Genomic DNA, 17,853 nt, shown 5'->3' with positions numbered 1-17,853 from the left:
TAGCGGAAAAAGGAAGTATATTTTAAAAAACTAAAGTTCGGAAATTAAAATCCAATATTACCCTGCTTTTCAGAAAGACTTTGTTTAAACTGAATCATTTGCAAAGCCGTAACTCCAGCTTCGATTCCTTTGTTACCTAGACTTCCACCGCTTCTGGCAATGGATTGTTCTTTCGTATCATCTGTTAATAGGCAAAAAATGGCAGGAACTTCGGTTAAAATATTGCAATCTTTGATTCCTTGTGCTACGGCAGAACATACATAATCAAAATGCGCTGTTTCTCCTCTGATTACGCAACCTATAGCAATTACTGCATCATAAATTCCTTCTTTACACAATTGCATAGCGGCGAAATTTAATTCAAAAGCACCCGGAACTTGAAAGATTTTAATATTCTCTACTTTAACCCCTTCTTTTTTCAGAACTTCTACAGCTCCGTCTCTAAGGTTAAACGTTACGAAATCATTCCATTCGGAAACAACAATGCCAATTCTAAATGAACCGGCATTGTTAATTTCTAATGGTTTGTAATCTGAAAGATTTACAGTTGCCATCTTTAAATTTTTATTTTTAGTAGTATTTTACCATTTCAATATAGGATTCAGACATTCCATTGTCATAATCCTGATACTTTTCGTCAATAGAGGAGAAGTATTTTTTAGCTTCAGCATTTTTCTTCAACGCCAAGGCTACTAATCCAGCTTTTCTGGTAAAATAATAAGAGGTATAAGGATCATCTGAAGCACCAATCGCTTGATCCAAGAGCGCTAAACTTTCATCTGCTTTGTTTAGATTGGATTGGCAATCTGCCATGGCTCCATATTTTAAAGCCATTAAAGCTTTATTGTCCGAGGAAAATGAATCTAATAAATCAAAAGCTTCTTGGTATTTCCCTTCTTTAAATTTTAAAAGTCCCGCGTTGTAGGCAGAAAGTTTTCCCACTTTAGTTCCAGAGAAATCATTAAATGTCCCAAGATATCCTGGATTTGCAGCAGTTTTACCACCTAAAGCCAATTCTTCTTTACCGTCTGCCAAATTTTTCTGCGCAGCCAAATAACTAAGAGTTGCTTCTTCATTCTTTGGTCCGATATAAAATTGTTGGTAGGCAAAATACCCTAAAACACCTAATACCAAGACTCCAAAAAGAATCATCAAATTTTTAGAATGTTTCTCTAAAAATCTTTCGGTATCAAGAGCTCCTCTGTCTAAGTCTTTAAAAACCTCTACTGTTTCCTTTCCTTCCATCTCTTTTTTGTTGGAATGCGGTTTATCTTTTGCCATAATAGTTGTAAAAATTGAAGTGCAAATTTAACTGTTTTTGAACGATAAACAAAATTATGTCTGTAAAAACATTTGCGTTTAAAAGTATGGAATTTTTTGCGCTCTGATCTTTTAAATATAAATCGTGATTAATACTTTAAAATACTGTAGACTTCTGCTTCTAAATGGTTTAATCGCTCGACACCATGCAATTCTTCAAGTTCTATGAGGAAACTAAACTGCGCTACAGTTGCGCCTTGTTTCTTGACCAGTCTCGCTGCTGCTTCGGTTGTTCCGCCGGTGGCTAAAAGATCATCATGAATTAAAATTCTTTGTCCTGGTTGTAGATGGCCGGTTCGCATTTCTATCTCTTCGGATCCGTATTCTAAATCATATTTTTCTGAAATAAATGGTGGCGGCAATTTTCCTTTTTTTCTGATGAGAATAAAAGGAACTCCCAGTGCAACTGCGATTGCTATTCCAAATAAGTAACCGCGACTTTCTATGCCGCAAACTGCATCAACTTTACCTCTACTGAAATTGGCGAGGTCTTCAATGACTTCTTCATAGAGTTTCGGGTTTAAAAAAATAGGCGTGATATCTTTAAACTGAATACCAGGTTTAGGAAAATCGGGAATATTTTGAATGGTATTTTCTAACTGATGAGCAAGGTCTGATTTTGTCATTTTAGTTAATTTTATAACTCGCAATTTTCCAATCTCCGTTTACATTCTTTAAACCAAACGTAACCTGAAGAGCTGTGGTTTTTCCAGATTTATCGGTTACATCATAGATCGCATTTACACTCGCTGCGTTAGCTGTTGCTTGATTGGTTGCTATGTTTTTCACCGTTACATTTTTTACACCTCCAAATCCTGAAGTTGGATTAGAAAAGTTCTCAAAAGAACCCCAATTCGGATTATCCGCCGTTTCATAGGCGCCTCTTAGATTTTGGGAATTCAGATTATTTAAAAATTTACTTACGCTTGATTTAGGGTCGCCACTGGGAGTAATTGGCTTAGTGTCTACTGGAAGTGATGAATCAATGGGAATTAATTCTGGATCATCTATTATCACATTTGCGGGATTATCTTGTGGGTTTCCAGCGGGCATTAACAAAGCTTTCGGATTTACGGGAACTCCGATTTTTGACATTTTTAAGGTTTTCTTGGATGTTTTTACATTGATGGTGATGTCAATTTTATTATCCGCGATTTTTTCTTTCGGCAAAGAGGCGAACCTGATGGTAAATCCTTTAAATTTATTATCCTGCATTAAATTTTTAGATGTTGAAATTCTTCTTCCATTACTGAAAATTTGCATTTCCACTTCTAAAGCGGCACCAGAAAACACAAGGTCTTTTCCAGCTGCATCTAATAAGCGTGGAATAACTTGAAGAGATTTAGGACCTAAAATACTATCTGCTGCGGGAGTGTTTACGGCAAATCTTAAAGAACTTGCAGAAACATCATTCGGGTCAGATTCTTGTGCATCTTCAAAAATGTTAAGAGATCCCAAAGTTGGCGGACCAGTACTCGTCCATTCTATTCCATTTTTCTGCGCTACTTGATCAGCTAAAAGGAAAATTTCCGGTACTTTTTTGCCATCGATCATTTTACCCAACTCGGCTAATTCACTAGTATCTCCTTCAGCTTCTACCCCAAATGTTTTGAGAATGTACAGGGCTTCATTGAATTTATCCTGTTGCAATGTATTAAGACTGGAAGTCATATCATTAATACTGGATTGCAATGTTTGGGTAGATGTAGCATCTACTTGATCTTTTTTGCAACTGCTTAAAATAAGACATGTACAGATCAGAAATAGCACTCGTTTCATAGGGTGAGGGTTTATACAAATTTAAAAATAATCCCGACATGAAGCCGGGATTATTTATTTGAATGAAAATCTAATCAGTTAGAACGGATATTCATATATTTTTGATTCTTTCAAGAATGGATTTCCTTCTGGAATTAATTTTAATTTACTTAATGCGGAGAATACAGCAAAAACAAATAAACCAAGTCCAAATAAAACTGCACCTACATTAGTGAGCAATCCTGTAATGTTTTGCCAGTATGGTCCAACGGTTCCAGGCATTACCATATTGTAGTACACTAACCAATGACCAGAAATTATGATTACTGCCATAGTAGACATCACTTTATAATTTCTCTTAATGCTTGAACTTACCATTACAGACAAAGGAAGTGCAAAGTTTAAAACTAAGATCAACCAAAACGCCCAACCGTAATATTCAAATCTACCGTAGAAGTAATTAACCTCTTCTGGAATGTTTGCGTACCAATAAAGCATAAATTGTGCGAACCAAGTATACGTCCATAACATGGTAGAAGCAAATAGAAATACTCCTAGATCATGCAAATGATTGTCGTTAAAATGAGGAAGATATCCACTTTTCTTTAAATAAACACTGATCAACATGATAGTAGCAATTGAGGAAGCAAGCGTACTTACCATTGCATACCAAATGTACATGGTAGAATACCAGTGTGGATCGATGGACATTAACCAATCCCATGCCCAAGCTGCAGAACAGAAACCGAAGAACACAATGTATCCTACATTCCAGCTGTAATATTTTGCATAAACACTTCTACTCTTCGTTTCGTCCACTTTTTTGGATAGACTTTTTAATTTCCAAGCGAAGAATGAAGCTCCAAGTACATAGATCAGCGTTCTTACAATGTAGAATGGAATATTTAGGAATGTTTTCTTCTCGTATAAAATTGGATCAAAATGAGGATTGGACTTATCCGTCAACTCAGGATCCATCCAGTGGAAAAGATGCCCGAAATGGGTAACATTCATGATCATAATAATAATAATAATTGCTCCGGCCCACGGAATAAAAGAAGCAATCGCTTCCATTACTCTTAAAATAATGATTGACCACCCTGCATGAGATGCGGTTTGAATAGCATAGAAAAATAATGCACAACAACTTAATGCGAAAAGAAACACAGAAACAGTATGAATTGCAGCTAGCGGCTGGTTTTTAAACTGCATTTTTGCGTGCTCTAAGTGAGCCTCTTGATCTTGTGGTCCTATCAATTCACTAGAATGGGAAGGAAGATCATTTCCGCCGGCATGTACTGCCTCCATCATGTGCTCTATCTGAGTATCATCTGTTGCATGATTCATAAAATAACCAGCGCCAAATAGTACCACTCCCAGAACGATAAGTATGATTGAATATAATCTTAATTTCGGTGAAAAACTATACATGTTTTATAACTTTTTATTTTTTAGGACTAGTGGTTACTGTTGCTGCTGCGGCATCCATTGTGGGAGCTGCATCCGTAGTAGTTGCGGCTACAGCAGCTGCTGGAGTTGCGCCACCTTTAAAGGCATTCATAATATACATAGAGACTCTCCATCTATCACCAGGATTTAATTGACCTGCGTAAGAACCCATTGCATTTCTACCATTGGTTAATACATAATGAACTGAACCAACCGTAAGTTCCCGGTCTGCATATTTAGGAACACCTGCATAGGCACCGCTTACTACGATAGGACCTTGACCATCTCCACCTGTTCCGTGACATGCTGCACAAACCTGATTATATAAAATTTTGCCTCTCTCCATATCTTTGGCCTGATTGCCAGCAATGAGAGGAGAAACAAGAGTTGCTTTAGATTCATCGTAACCAGAGTTGTACTGATCTGGAGTCATCGGTACATTAGATGCTTGATCTGCAATACCATCTTTATTCTGAGCTACACTTCCGCTAACCGGACCTAAACCTGTAGCACCATTATTTTTTACAAATACTGGCAAAACATTTTCCCTATCTGTATAAGCATCTTTCGCTTTACCCAATGGATCATAGGCCACAGGAAAATACATATCTGGGAAATATACTAAAGGCGGATTTTCATCGCTGCAAGAGCTTAAGGAAGCTGCTGCGAATCCAAGAATAGCCGTGACTTTAATTATCTCTTTTATCATTTTAAGCATCTTTTACAGTTATTTCTTCAACTCCGGTATCCATTAAGATTTGCTTCACTGCTTCTACATCATCTGTTACAAATTCCATCATGAATTTATCATCCGTAGTTCTAGGATCTGGATTCTGAGGAGGGCAACCTGGATACATTTTGTTTCTTACTAAGAAAGTAAGGGACATTAAGTGAGCCGCGCAGAAAACCATTAATTCAAACATTGGAACAACAAATGCCGGCATGTTCTCTCCCCAAGTAAAGGAAGGTTTACCCCCAATATTCATCGGCCAGTCATGATTCATCGTGTAGTATGTAACTAATGAGCCAATACTTAATCCATAAATTGCATAGAGAAAAGCTGCATCTGAGATCCTAGTTTTTCTCAGGCCTAAGGCCTTGTCTAAACCATGTACCGGAAAGGGAGTATAGACTTCTGCAATAGCAATACCTTTATCATTGAAAGCTCTAACGCCATCTAACAAATCATCATCATCGGCATACATGCCATATATTCTTTTAGTGGTGCTCATCTTCTTCTTCTTTAGCTTTATAAGTTTCACCGGATATTTTCAAAATCGTCTTCAATTCTGCCTGTGCAATAACAGGGAATGTTCTAGCATATAATAAGAAGAGTACTCCGAAGAATCCAATTGTTCCTAAATAAACACCTACATCAATAATTGAAGGTTTAAACATAGTCCAAGAACTTGGCAAGTAATCTCTGGCAATGTTAATTACAATAATATCAAATCTTTCAAACCACATCCCAATGTTAATAATCAAAGCGATGATGAATGTTGCCATAATATTTGTTCGAACTTTTTTGAACCAGAATAATGCAGGAACTATCAAGTTACAAATAATCAATGCCCAAAACGCCCACCAGTAAGGGCCTGTTGCGGCACCTGGCGATAGATAAGTAAAATCTTCATATCTAGAACCAGAATACCATGCGATGAAATATTCTGTAGCATAAGCTACGGTTACCATTCCACCTGTTACTACAATCACGATATTCATGATTTCAATATGGTACATGGTGATATAATCTTCTAAGTGTGCCACTTTTCTCGCTACCAAAAGTAAAGTTTGTACCATTGCAAATCCAGAGAAAATAGCTCCGGCAACAAAGTACGGTGGATAGATCGTGGAGTGCCATCCTTTAATAACAGATGTTGCAAAGTCAAAGGATACCGTGGTGTGAACTGAGAATACAAGTGGAGTTGCTAAACCTGCTAAAACCAAGGATAATTCTTCAAATCGTTGCCAGTGTTTTGCTTTACCACCCCAGCCGAAAGATAAGAATGTATATATTCTTCTCGTCCATGGAGTTTTCGCGCGGTCTCTAATCATTGCAAAATCTGGAATCAATCCCATAAACCAAAATACAGTGGATACGGAAAAGTACGTGGAGATTGCAAATACATCCCAAAGAAGTGGGGAGTTAAAGTTAGTCCAAAGTGAACCAAACTGATTCGGCAAAGGGAATACCCAATATCCAACCCAAACTCTACCCATGTGAATTACAGGGAAAATTGCTGCCTGAACTACGGCGAAAATGGTCATCGCCTCCGCAGAACGGTTAACAGACATTCTCCATCTTTGTCTAAATAATAAGAGTACCGCAGAAATTAAGGTCCCGGCGTGACCAATACCTACCCACCAAACGAAATTGGTAATATCCCATCCCCAGTTATTGGTTCTGTTAAGTCCCCATGCACCGATTCCTGTACCAATGGTATACGCAATACAGCCAAATCCATAAATGAATAATGCTAATGCGATCCAAAAAGATACCCACCAGAGTTTTCCGGCTCGTTCTTCGATAGGTCTTGCGATATCTTCTGAAATATCGTGATAAGTCTTGTGACCAATAATTAAAGGTTCCCTTATCGGAGCTTCGTAATGTCCTGACATTTTTTACCTATTTATTATTTAAACTATGTTTTCTTTTCTATTTCTCACTTTCGTATGGTAGAATACGTTTGGCTTGGTACCGATTTCTTCTAGCAAAGTGTATCTTCTATTGGTGCTGTACAATGCTCTAACCTCAGAGGCTTTGTCATTCATATCTCCAAACTTCAGAGATCCTGTAGGACACGCATTAACACAAGCAGTGGAGAATTCTCCATCTTTGATTACTCGTCCATCTTTTTTCGCCTCAAGAATAGTGTTCTGTGTCATTTGAATACACATAGAACATTTTTCCATTACCCCTCTGGTTCTTACCACTACATCTGGATTCAAAACCATCCTTCCTAAATCATTGTTTTGATTAAAGTCGAACTTATCATTAAGATTGTAAGTGAACCAGTTGAATCTTCTTACTTTGTATGGACAGTTGTTTGCACAATATCTAGTACCAATACATCTGTTGTAAGCCATTTGATTCTGACCTTGTTTCCCGTGGGAAGTTGCAGCAACTGGACAAACTGTTTCACATGGTGCGTGATTACAGTGTTGACACATTACTGGTTGGAAGATCACATCTGGACTCTCATGAGGCTTGATAAGGGATTTGTACATTCCTGGAACATCCAAACCTGCATCTACCGTTTCAGTGGTAGATAATTTACCATCATTGTTCGTATCAGCATTTTCCGGCATCTCCGTAGTATAGTAGCGGTCAATTCTTAACCAATACATATCTCTGGACATTCTAACCTCTTCTTTACCAACTACCGGTACATTATTTTCTGCCTGACAAGCGATGATACAAGCACCACATCCTGTACAAGAATTTAAATCTACTGATAAATTAAAGTGAGGACCATCTAAGTCATCGAAAGCGTTCCAAAGATCAATTTTTCCTGCTGGCAAAGCGCCACTAATCGTATGATATTCCAAAGGCTTATTCCACCCTAATTTTTCATCATCAAATTTTACGTTTAAGAAGGTATCCAAAGGAACTTCCCTCGCGATTTCATATCTACCCATTAACGTATTCTGAAGCTGCATCCCTGCAAATTCATGCTCCACTCCAGTTTTCTCAATAGTAACATTGGACAAAACTGAATTAGAACCATCAAATAAAGGATAAGCGTTAACGCCTGTTTCGGCAACTTTACCAGAAAGTTTTTTACCATAACCTAAAGCAAGACCCATTGATCCTTCTGCTTGACCTGGTTGTACAAATACTGGAATATCTTTTAATGTTACTCCATTAACCGTAAGATTGACTAATGAACCATCTAATTGCAATCTACCATTAAGGTCATTCACAATATTTAAACGCTCCGCGTCTTTCGGGGAAATGGTTAGGTAATTATCCCAAGACATTCTAGAAATTGGATCAGGTAATTCTTGCAACCAAGGATTATTCGCCTGAGTTCCATCACCCATAGAAGTTTTGGTATATAAAACCAATTCCATGTCTGAAGCTTTGAAACCTCCTAACTCTGTAACTGCCTGTGCAGCGTTACCACCAGCATAGGAAAGTGATGCTGAGTTTCCGCCAGCTAAAACACCATTATACAATGCTTTATTAAATGTGGTTCCACCAATATAGGTAGCTGCATTTAATTTTAAATAATCGTAGTAATTATTGGCAGGGTTATTTTTACCATTTGTCCAAACAAGAAGTGAATCTTCTATCTGTCTGGATTTATAAATCTTTTGAATTGTTGGCTGCATCAAGGTATAAACACCTGTTTGCGGCGTCATATCTCCCCAAGATTCTAACCAGTTTGCACAAGGAATTGCGGCTTTCGCAGCTTTGTACATTTCATTTTTCTTATCAGAAACAGCAACCACATATGGTACTTTCTCTAATGATTTTCTAAATGCCTCTCCTTTATTGTTAGAATAGATTGGATTTACATTGTTAGCGATTAAAACGCCAACTTGTCCAGAGTTTAACCATCCTAAAAATTCCTGATATCTTACAGCATCAAATTCTTTAAGGAAATTAGCTTTTCCAGTAAAGGCTTTTGATCCTAATTTTTGATTAATTAAATGTGCTAAAACATGTGCCGCTTTTGAACCATCTGCTAAAACAACCGCGTTGTTTCCTTTCGCTTGTAATTCTTTAATAATTGATCCAGCTTCTTTACTTACTGCACCACCGGAAAGACCATTGTAAACTTCTACTAAAACCTTGTTTACTCCACTTGGCTTCAATTTAATTCTCGAATCTGCATTGGCTCCCGTAAGAGACATGTTAGATTCTATCTGAATATGTCTTAACATATTCGGTCCGGGCACCCTTGCCGCAGCATAGGAAGTATCTAAAGATGCTCCATTAAAATCTCCTAAGAAATCTGCTTGGAAAGAAACTACTAATTGTGTGGTGGACAAGTCATAAACAGGCAAAGCTCTTTGACCAAAAACCTCTTGTGCTGCATCCAATGCTGCAGTGTAAGGAATTGCGTCATACGTAACGAGTTCTGCGGAAGGATATTTTGACTTAAAATCTGCGAATAATTTTTTGAAAGTTGGAGATGGAAAAGAGTGAGAAAGAACTACAATTTTCTTAGAACCTGCCTTCGACAAACCTTCTAATACGTAATCATCAACTTTGTCAAACGTTTCATCTTTACCGTTTAATTTGGGCTGCTTAATTTTATCATTATCATATAAAGACAAAATTGAAGCTTGCGCTCTGGCGTTCGTTTTACCTAATAGACCAGCAACGGGATTAGGTTCAATTTTAATTGGTCGCCCTTCTCGGGTTTTTACTAATACACTGGCGAAATCATAACCATCGAAATAAGAAGTGGCATAATAATTTGGAATTCCAGGAATAATCTCATGCGGTTTTACCACATATGGAATACTCTTAATTACTGGCGCCTCACACGCAGCTAAAGTCACTGCCGCTGTAGAAAATCCAAGAAGTTTTAAAAAATTTCTTCTGGAGCTTCCGGATTCTTTCGAATTTCCACTGCCTAGTAATTCATCCACTGGAATTTCGCTCTGAAATTCTTTTTGAGCCAACTTTCCGTTAAGACTTGGATCTTTCAGTTCGTGAATACTTCTGAATTGTATTTTATTTGAAGCCATTGATACTTCTAATTTTTATTATTAATAGTGACATTTACCACACTCAAGACCTCCAATAGCAGCTACCGTAACTTTGGTTCCGGAACCGTATTGTTTTTTCAGTTTATCGTGTAGATTTTTAAAATACTCTTTGTTGTAGCCATTGTCCATGTCAATCTCTGTAGTTCTGTGACAATCAATACACCATCCCATCGTGAAGTCATTTGCCATTTGCACCACATTCATGGTATCAATCTGACCGTGACAAGCTTTACAGACTACGTCTATTTTCGCTTCAGGATTTTTCTTGTTATAAGAACTGATAATTGCCTGTTCACCTGCTACCACGTGTTGTGCGTGATTGAAGTATACAAAGTCTGGCATATTATGAATTCTAGTCCACTCCACGGGCTGTGTTTTTCCAGTATATTGCTGTTTTTCCGTATCCCAACCTGTCGCAGCGTAAATTTTCTGAATTTCTCCATCATAGAAAGCCTTATCTTTTCCTGGCTCCATGTATTTACCATTATATTCTGCAATAGTTCGGTGACAGTTCATACAAACGTTCATGGATGGAATTTCTGAAACCTTCCCGTATTTAGCGGAAGAGTGACAAAGCTGACAGTCAATTTTATTTTCTCCCGAGTGAATTTTGTGGGAGAAATAGATTGGTTGTTCTGGTTTATAACCCTTGTAAACGCCAATCCACATTAAACTGTTCCAAAGACCGTAGGCTGCAAAGATTCCTAAGAAAACCACAAGTCCTTTTCCAACATAGTGATACTTTTTATATAAATCTGCGAAGGAAACGGCTCTACTTGCGTTAATTCCTTGTAATTCTTCTGATTGCTGCAGTTTTACCAACTGACGCAATTTAAGAAGCAACCAAAGCAGTAATCCACCAATGGCCAGCAAAGAAATTAAAATTATTTTTGAATTTGAAGAGTCTCTATTAGAAGCTTCAAGTGCAGCTGCAGAATTAGTATCTACCGCGGTAGCTACATCTGCTGCAGGTTCTGGCGCGGGAGGATTGGTGGTGTACTCTAAAATGTCAGTAACATCCTGATCTGTAAGATTAGGAAATGCTGTCATTTCAACTTTATTGAATTTTTCGTAAACCTCGTTTGCGTATTTGTCTCCGGATTCTCTAAGTGATTTATTGTCTTTAATCCACTTGTTCAGCCATTCCGTGTCTAAGTTTTGCTCCGTTTTAAGTCTGTCTACAACGCCCCCTAAAGCTGGACCGACAAGTTGCTTGTCTAATGCGTGACATGCGGTACAGTTTGCTTTAAAAAGCTTCTCCCCGTTTTTCGCATCTCCCTGAGCGTAAATAGAAGCACTGGTCGTGAGCAACAAACCTATTGCGATGAGACCTCTTTTGTAATGCTTTCTCCAACTAATCATTTATAAAATCTTGGGTTAGTAAAATGTATTGTGTTTGCTTTTAGTTTGGCAAAAATAAGATATTTAACAGAAAATTAACGGTAGAAGAGAAGAGCATTCTACGATTGCCATTAATTTGTAACTGTTCTAAATAACAAATGTTGGTATAATTTTTATTTGTTATAAATTTGCCTAAAATAAATGTAGATGAAAATTATCCCTAAAATATTTGCCCTAATTTCCTTACTCCTTATTAATATAGTTGATGCCCAACAAGTTGTGAAGAATGATACCATTTCAGGAACTCCACTCGCTGTAACAATGGACAAGAAAATAGGTGATTTGCTCGCTAATATAGAAGATAAATGTGCAACTTCCTTTGAAGAAGGAAGCAACAAATCTTGGAATAGTAGCAGTGATGAACCGACCAGAACCACCACTCCAAAAATAAATATTCCCGAAAGGGAGATGTCTCAGGCAGAAATCTGCCGCCGTAATCCACGAATAATGGGATATAAAATTCAATTAGCTGTGGTGAAGAGCAATGAGGAAGCCAGAGAGGTAGGAATGTTTTTCAGAAGGAGATTCCCCAATATGAAGGTTGAAATTGATGCGTCACTAAGACCAAATTATAAAGTAATGGCCGGAAGTTATCTAACAAAACAAAGTGCCGCACCAGATTTAGCGAGAATTAGACAATATTTTAAATCTGCTTTATCGATTCAGTATCGGGTTTTCTGTGTAGAAGCAAAATAAGAATTGTAAATTACGTTACAAAGAAGCCGCTCTCCCAGGAAAGCGGCTTCTTTTATATATTGAAATAAAATGCACTTTTTATCATTCTATTCTCCATTATTTTTTAATTCTTTACCAAGAGACGGAATCCTTCTCCATGAACATTGATAATTTCTAAGCCATCATCAGCTTTTAGAAGCTTTCTTAATTTTGCAATATAAACATCCATACTTCTAGCCGTGAAATAGTTCTCTTTTTTCCAGATCTTTCTCAGTGCTAAATCTCTTGGCATAAAGTCGTTTCTGTGCATACAAAGCAGCTTTAACAATTCATTTTCTTTCGGAGATAATTTATACTCATTATCGCCCACTTTTAATTGGCGCAACATTGAATCAAAATAGATATTACTGATCTTAAATTGCTCCTGCTCATCATCTTCTAAAATCGCGCTACGTTGTAGAATAGCTTTAATCTTATAAAGCAAAAGCTCTGTATCAAAAGGCTTCGTGATGTAATCATCTGCACCCAATTGATATCCTTTTAAAATATCTTCACGCATATTTCTCGCGGTTAAGAAAATAATAGGAATATTTTTATCAATTCTTTTAACATCCTCTGCCAAGCTGAAACCATCTTTTTTCGGCATCATCACATCAAATATACAGATGTCGAATTCCTTTTCTGTAAATTCTTTTAATCCTTGTTCCCCATCAACAGCCAAAGTAACTTCGAAATTATTGATGGATAAATAATCCTTTAACACAGCGCCGAAACTCTGGTCATCTTCTACTAATAAGATTCTATTGCTCATAATTTTACTTTTTATTTCTATTTTTTTATCTAATCTTAATTCCCGATGCCAAGCTTTTCATTTATACCGTAATCATTGGCAATTTAATCGTGAAGGTACTGCCCTTGTCTTTTTCTGATTCTACGATGACAAGGCCTTTATGAAGCTCTACAATTTTCTTTACATAAGATAACCCTAATCCTTGACCTTTCACATTATGGATATTTCCCGTTTCCTCTCGGAAAAACTTTTCAAAAATCTTCAATTTATTATCCGTTTCCATTCCCATTCCTTTATCCGAAATTTCGATGACGTACCAATTTCCTTCGTTTCGAGTTCTAACTGTGATCTCCGGCGCGTCTGGCGAATATTTATTGGCATTGTCTAGAAGATTTACCAAAGCATTAGAAAAGTGAAACTCATCAATTTTAAAATGATATTTTTCTGTATTAAATTCCTGAATCAAAACCCCATTTCTTTGTGCTACAATTAAACCGAATGATTCTGTAATTTGCTTAATTAAAGAGCGAACATCAGTTTCTTTTAAAAACAATTTAACTTCATTACGCTCTAATTTAGACATATTTAAGACATTTTCAACCTGCTTTTTCATCCGCAGATTTTCTTGCTTAATGAGCGCGGAATAGTATTTTACCTTCTCTGGATTGGTAGCAATTTTATCATTCGCCAAAGAATCAGTTGCTACGGAAATAGTTGCCAAAGGGGTTTTAAACTCATGAGACATATTATTGATGAAATCTGTTTTTACATCAGCGATTTTTTTCTGACGCATCATGTAGTTAATGGAAATGATATAAATCCCCAAAATGGTCAACAAAGACATGATTGTTCCCAGAAGCATCGGTGAATTGGTCTTCGCCAAAGAATAATCTTTACTGGGAAAAACCACGGCCAATGTATATAAAGTTCGATCCTCACCATCTGTAAAAAGTGGATAGGTATAATTCTCTCTATTCTCTTTATCCTTTTGATCCGCATATATATTATTGACAACTTTCGTGACTTTGTTTTGCTTATCCATTACCGCAAATCCAAAACTAGAATTCAATCCATTTAACCGCAGCTCTTTCGCTAAGACGGAGTCTAAGATTTTTGTCTCCACTCTTTTTTCTATGGGCACATTAGACGCCACAAGCTTAGCAAACTCCCGCAGTGCAAAAGTGTTATTGTTGATGTCTTTACTAAGTTGAGCAGTTAAAGGTTCCGACGAATTAGCTTCTTTTTTAAAGTTTAAGATGCCTTCATCCGTATACAATTTCGTCAGTTTCAAACTATCTCCTCTCTGAGAAATTGGGAAGTTTTGACTCTCTACAATGCTTTTTTGAAATGTTAAAGTGGTACTTTTTCCAGAATCAGAATTTTGCTGTATGTAAGTTTGGGTAGGCTGACTGTTATTTCCAATCACCGTTTTACCAAAATTTTTATTGTCATCATTCAGATATTGATCTACCTCTATCTGAGAAACTTTAAGTGATGTATTTTCTAGTGCAGAATACACTTTATTGCTAAAATCTTGATTTAAAGCAGAATACAATTCCTTAATCCAATACAATTGCAACGTTACAAAAACAACCATAGAGATTGTCATTAATATAGAGATGATCGGAATAAAGCGGTTGCTCATTAGAAGTATTTAATATGAAGTGTTAAAATTACTCATTTTAAGAATATAATAACAATATAAACTCACTAATATTGTGTTTAATTTCTTAAAAACCATTTTTTTAACAAAATAAACGGAAACAAGCTTAAATATTTGGGAAACGTTTAATCTTATTTTTATTATCTAAATTTGTTCAAAATCAAAAGATGAAAAGCACAATAGTATTTAATAAAGATGAGAGCGCTGCTACTTTATATGTGATGAAAGTATTTTCTACCGACGTGAAAACGGTGTGGAATTATTTTACCAAAGCGGGATTGTTGGATTTGTGGTGGGCGCCAGAACCTTGGAAATGCGAAACGATGGAACTAGACTTTAACCCTAATGGAAAATGGAGATATGCCATGATAAGTCCAGAAGGCGAGAAGCATTTCTCTGCAGCTCAATTCAATGAGATTAATGAAGAGCGAAGTTTTGACCGTTCAGATTATTTCTCGGATGAAGATGGAAATCAATTACCGACTTCTGCGGCAAGCAACTGGCTAATTGGATTCACGGGTGTGGAGGAAGGAACAAAGTTGACCGTCAACATACATTTCAAATCTACTGAAGACCTTAATAAACTTTTGGAAATGGGCTTTGAAGGCGGGTTTAAAATGGGTTTGAATCAACTGGAGCAATTAATTGAGAAAAAATAAAGTCTGACCTTTAGTTTTGAAGCAACTCTTCGTCTAAGAAATATTGAATAATCGCCTTTTTCATTAAAATTTGTTGCTCATTGGGTTTTAATTCTGGGAGTTGATCAGTTTCTTCAAAGTGCGGATAACCGTCTTTATCATAATGAGAAAATTTGTAGTACCCGAAAGGTTCCAGAAGTCTACAAACCGCAATGTGCAGAATGTTTAGCTTATCATCTTTGGTATATTTCTGCTGACCGCTGCCCAATTCTTGAACGCCGATTAAAAATAAAACCGTGTCAATCTGCGGATGTTTTTCGGTGTCAAAGTTTTTTACGAAAAAAGCTTCTACTTCTTCCCATAACTGGCTTTCTGATTTATTTTCCATCAATCTTATTTTCTAATTTTATTAAAAAAGCATATTCCAAAGCATCTTCCTTTAAAGATTCAAATCTACCACTTGCACCACCATGACCCGCACTCATATCAGTTTTAAAGACCAAAATATTGTCGTCTGTTTTCATTTCCCTTAATTTTGCGGTCCATTTTGCAGGTTCCCAATACTGAACTTGGGAGTCATGCAAACCTGTAGTGATTAACGTGTGTGGGTAATTTTTGGCTTCCACGTTATCATAAGGGGAATACGATTTCATGTATTCATAATATTCTGCCTCTTTTGGATTGCCCCATTCATCAAATTCACCTGTGGTCAAAGGAATGGTTTCATCTAACATTGTTGTTACTACATCTACAAAAGGCACTTGAGCCACAATTCCATTGTAAAGTTCTGGCTGCATATTCATAATTGCACCCATCAAAAGTCCACCTGCACTACCGCCCATGGCATATAAATGATTTGCAGAAGTATAATTTTCTGCAATCAAAAACTTTGAAGCATCAACAAAATCATTAAATGTATTTTTTTTGAAAAGCATTTTTCCTTCTTCGTACCATTCTCTCCCCAAATATTCTCCACCGCGAATGTGCGCAATCGCGAAAATAAATCCACGGTCTAAAATGGAGAGCCGCACATTAGAAAAACTGGCATCTACAGTATGTCCATAACTTCCGTAACCATAAATTAGCAGAGGTGTTTCCGTGGACTTCAAGGTATCTTTATGATAAACCAGTGAAATAGGAATTTCATTTTCTCCATCTCGAGAAGGAGCCCAGATTCTTTCCGAAATGTAATTTTCTGCTAAAAAATTTCCACCCAAAACTTCCTGCTGTTTTAGTAATGTTGTGCTCTTCTTGCGCATATCATACTCCATAGTAGAATTTGGTTTGGTCAAAGAAGTATATCCGAAGCGTAATTTTTCCGTATTAAATTCTAAATTTAAACCAATGTATGCGGTATAAGTGGGATCTGAAAAATCCAGATAGTGGGAATTTCCAGTTGTATTTTCAATGATTTTAATTTGAAGTAAACCTTGAGTCCTTTCTTCGATGACAAAGAAATCATTAAAAATCTCAAAACCTTCCAATAAAGTTTCTCCGCGATGTGGGATTAATTCTTTCCAATTTTCTATTCCAGGTTGTGCAACTTTGGTGGTTACAATTTTAAAATTGGTTGCGTCATCTGCATTGGTGATGATATAGAATTCATCTTGATAATGTTCTACCGCATATTCCAAATCGTCAATTCTAGATTGAATAATTGTCCAGGGTGCTAAAACATTGTCGGCCGGAATAAACCGATGCTCATCTGAAATAGAACTTGAACTGGCAATAAAAATATATTCTAAGGACTTGGTTTTAAAAACATTAACGTCAAAAGTTTCATCTTTTTCATGAAAAACCAAAACATCTTGGGAAGAATCTGTTCCCAATTGATGCATGAAAACTTGATACGCTCGCAAACTTTCATCTTTTCTGATGTAGTAAACATGCTCATTATCATTGGCCCAAATGGCTTTTCCTGTGGTATTGGGAATTTGATCTTGAAGAAGTTCTCCCGTCTCTAGATTTTTAAATTTAATAGTATAAATTCTTCTTCCCATATTGTCCGAAGAAAAACTCATCAATTTGTTATCATTGGAAACCGCGACACTTCCGACCTCGAAAAATTTTTGACCCTCGGCTAAAATATTCACGTTTAGCAACATTTCTTCTTCGCTTTCGAGAAATTCTAATTTTCTTGTAAATAAAGGATGCTCTTGCCCGGTTTCATACCGAACGATGTACCAATAATGATTAAAGAAATAAGGCAAACTTTCGTCATCCTGCTTATACCTCGCCTTCATTTCTTCGAAAAGAAGATTTTGAAAATCCTCTGTATCTTTCATCATGAAATCACAGTAAGAATTTTCTGCTTCCAGATATTGAATAACTTCGGGATTTTCCCGCTCATTCATCCAATAATAAGGATCGACTCTGCGGTCTCCATTACACTCAAGAATTTTTTCTATTTTTTTCGGTCGGGGTGCATTCATATT

The 17,853-nt window shown here is 36.7% G+C and carries 16 protein-coding genes; 2 read left to right on the top strand and 14 right to left on the bottom strand.

Annotation, left to right across the window (positions count from 1 at the left end; all coding sequences use genetic code 11):
- Positions 1-44 precede the first annotated feature (44 nt).
- The 10 genes from ribH to RCH13_RS07120 all read right to left on the bottom strand — a co-directional run bounded on the left by ribH (position 45) and on the right by RCH13_RS07120 (position 11,613).
- Positions 45-554: a 6,7-dimethyl-8-ribityllumazine synthase gene (gene ribH / locus RCH13_RS07165; RefSeq protein ID WP_326986554.1), complete on the bottom strand. Its 510-nt coding sequence runs from the start codon at positions 552-554 to the stop codon at positions 45-47.
- Between the two features lie 16 nt (positions 555-570).
- On the bottom strand, positions 571-1,281 hold the full coding sequence (locus RCH13_RS07160) for a tetratricopeptide repeat protein (RefSeq protein WP_326986553.1): 711 nt from the start codon (positions 1,279-1,281) through the stop codon (positions 571-573).
- Positions 1,282-1,409: 128 nt separating this feature from the next.
- Positions 1,410-1,946, bottom strand: coding sequence for an adenine phosphoribosyltransferase (locus tag RCH13_RS07155; protein ID WP_326986552.1), 537 nt, complete (start codon positions 1,944-1,946; stop codon positions 1,410-1,412).
- 1 nt (position 1,947) lies between these two features.
- Positions 1,948-3,099, bottom strand: a complete 1,152-nt coding sequence (locus RCH13_RS07150; RefSeq protein ID WP_326986551.1) for a DUF6694 family lipoprotein — start codon at positions 3,097-3,099, stop codon at positions 1,948-1,950.
- Positions 3,100-3,177: 78 nt separating this feature from the next.
- Complete coding sequence (locus RCH13_RS07145; protein WP_326986550.1) at positions 3,178-4,509, bottom strand: quinol:cytochrome C oxidoreductase; 1,332 nt, start codon at positions 4,507-4,509, stop codon at positions 3,178-3,180.
- Between the two features lie 13 nt (positions 4,510-4,522).
- Complete coding sequence (locus RCH13_RS07140) at positions 4,523-5,245, bottom strand: c-type cytochrome (protein ID WP_326986549.1); 723 nt, start codon at positions 5,243-5,245, stop codon at positions 4,523-4,525.
- Positions 5,238-5,759: a DUF3341 domain-containing protein gene (locus RCH13_RS07135; RefSeq protein ID WP_326986548.1), complete on the bottom strand. Its 522-nt coding sequence runs from the start codon at positions 5,757-5,759 to the stop codon at positions 5,238-5,240. Before RCH13_RS07135 ends, RCH13_RS07140 begins: the two co-directional genes overlap by 8 nt.
- Positions 5,746-7,146, bottom strand: coding sequence for an NrfD/PsrC family molybdoenzyme membrane anchor subunit (gene nrfD, locus RCH13_RS07130; protein ID WP_326986547.1), 1,401 nt, complete (start codon positions 7,144-7,146; stop codon positions 5,746-5,748). Before nrfD ends, RCH13_RS07135 begins: the two co-directional genes overlap by 14 nt.
- An 18-nt stretch (positions 7,147-7,164) precedes the next feature.
- Entirely contained in the window at positions 7,165-10,230 is a 3,066-nt protein-coding gene (locus RCH13_RS07125; RefSeq protein WP_326986546.1) for a TAT-variant-translocated molybdopterin oxidoreductase, read from the bottom strand.
- Between the two features lie 21 nt (positions 10,231-10,251).
- Positions 10,252-11,613 carry a c-type cytochrome gene (locus RCH13_RS07120; protein WP_326986545.1) on the bottom strand — a complete coding sequence of 454 codons (1,362 nt, stop codon included), beginning with the start codon at positions 11,611-11,613 and terminating at the stop codon, positions 10,252-10,254.
- Positions 11,614-11,799: 186 nt separating this feature from the next.
- Here RCH13_RS07120 and RCH13_RS07115 point away from each other — a divergent pair, with 186 nt between their 5' ends.
- The gene (locus RCH13_RS07115) at positions 11,800-12,348 is read left to right on the top strand and encodes an SPOR domain-containing protein (protein WP_326986544.1); all 549 of its coding nucleotides are present in this window, start codon (positions 11,800-11,802) and stop codon (positions 12,346-12,348) included.
- A gap of 103 nt (positions 12,349-12,451) precedes the next feature.
- Here RCH13_RS07115 and RCH13_RS07110 read toward each other — a convergent pair whose 3' ends face one another.
- Both RCH13_RS07110 and RCH13_RS07105 read right to left on the bottom strand, forming a co-directional pair.
- Entirely contained in the window at positions 12,452-13,138 is a 687-nt protein-coding gene (locus RCH13_RS07110; protein WP_326986543.1) for a response regulator transcription factor, read from the bottom strand.
- Positions 13,139-13,199: 61 nt separating this feature from the next.
- Positions 13,200-14,762 carry a sensor histidine kinase gene (locus RCH13_RS07105; RefSeq protein ID WP_326986542.1) on the bottom strand — a complete coding sequence of 521 codons (1,563 nt, stop codon included), beginning with the start codon at positions 14,760-14,762 and terminating at the stop codon, positions 13,200-13,202.
- A gap of 185 nt (positions 14,763-14,947) precedes the next feature.
- Between RCH13_RS07105 and RCH13_RS07100 the strand changes: the two genes are divergently transcribed.
- Positions 14,948-15,439: an SRPBCC family protein gene (locus RCH13_RS07100; RefSeq protein ID WP_326986541.1), complete on the top strand. Its 492-nt coding sequence runs from the start codon at positions 14,948-14,950 to the stop codon at positions 15,437-15,439.
- Positions 15,440-15,449: 10 nt separating this feature from the next.
- On the opposite strand, the gene RCH13_RS07095 is transcribed toward RCH13_RS07100, so the two are convergent.
- Together RCH13_RS07095 and RCH13_RS07090 are read right to left on the bottom strand one after the other, a co-directional pair.
- Complete coding sequence (locus RCH13_RS07095; RefSeq protein WP_326986540.1) at positions 15,450-15,806, bottom strand: hypothetical protein; 357 nt, start codon at positions 15,804-15,806, stop codon at positions 15,450-15,452.
- On the bottom strand, positions 15,796-17,850 hold the full coding sequence (locus RCH13_RS07090) for a S9 family peptidase (RefSeq protein ID WP_326986539.1): 2,055 nt from the start codon (positions 17,848-17,850) through the stop codon (positions 15,796-15,798). The genes RCH13_RS07095 and RCH13_RS07090 overlap by 11 nt, the downstream gene beginning before the upstream one ends.
- Positions 17,851-17,853: the final 3 nt, after the last annotated feature.

Origin of the sequence: Chryseobacterium sp. MP_3.2, assembly GCF_035984805.1 — a bacterium.
Classification (GTDB): Bacteria; Bacteroidota; Bacteroidia; order Flavobacteriales; family Weeksellaceae; genus Kaistella.
This window is presented reverse-complemented; position numbering and strand designations above follow the sequence as displayed.